General features: G+C 59.7%; 1 protein-coding gene. It reads left to right on the forward strand.

Translation table 11 applies throughout. The features are described 5' to 3' along the window. Positions 1-708 (forward strand): aldehyde dehydrogenase family protein (locus AC3Y5R_RS24185; RefSeq protein ID WP_489923420.1); only part of this gene is annotated, 708 nt, incomplete at both ends.

A 708-nucleotide genomic window follows, 5' to 3' on the forward strand; every position in this document is an offset into this window, starting at 1 on the left:
ACTACACGCTGGTGCAACCGGTAGGCGTTTGTGCGCTGGTATCGCCGTGGAACGTGCCGTTTATGACCGCCACATGGAAGGTCGCGCCGTGTCTTGCGCTGGGCAATACCGCGGTGCTGAAGATGTCGGAACTCTCCCCGCTGACCGCTGACCGCCTGGGTGAGCTGGCGCTGGAAGCCGGTATTCCGGCGGGCGTGCTGAACGTGGTACAGGGCTACGGCGCAACCGCAGGGGATGCGCTGGTTCGTCATCATGACGTACGTGCCGTGTCGTTCACCGGCGGTACGGCCACCGGGCGCAACATCATGAAAAACGCCGGGCTGAAAAAATACTCCATGGAACTGGGCGGTAAATCGCCGGTGCTGATTTTTGAAGATGCCGATATTGAACGTGCGCTGGACGCTGCCCTGTTCATTTTTAGTCAACAGAGCATCTATCCAGAATTCGTTAAACGCTTTGCCGAACGCGCCAACCGTCTGCGCGTGGGCGATCCGACCGATCCGAATACCCAGGTTGGGGCGCTTATCAGCCAGCAGCACTGGGAAAAAGTCTCCGGCTATATCCGTCTAGGCATTGAAGAAGGCGCAACCCTGCTGGTGGGCGGTCCGGATAAACCGTCCGACCTGCCTGCGCACCTGAAAGGCGGCAACTTCCTGCGCCCAACGGTGCTGGCGGACGTAGATAACCGTATGCGCGTTGCCCAGGAAG

Source organism: Erwinia sp. 009765445, assembly GCF_058137865.1.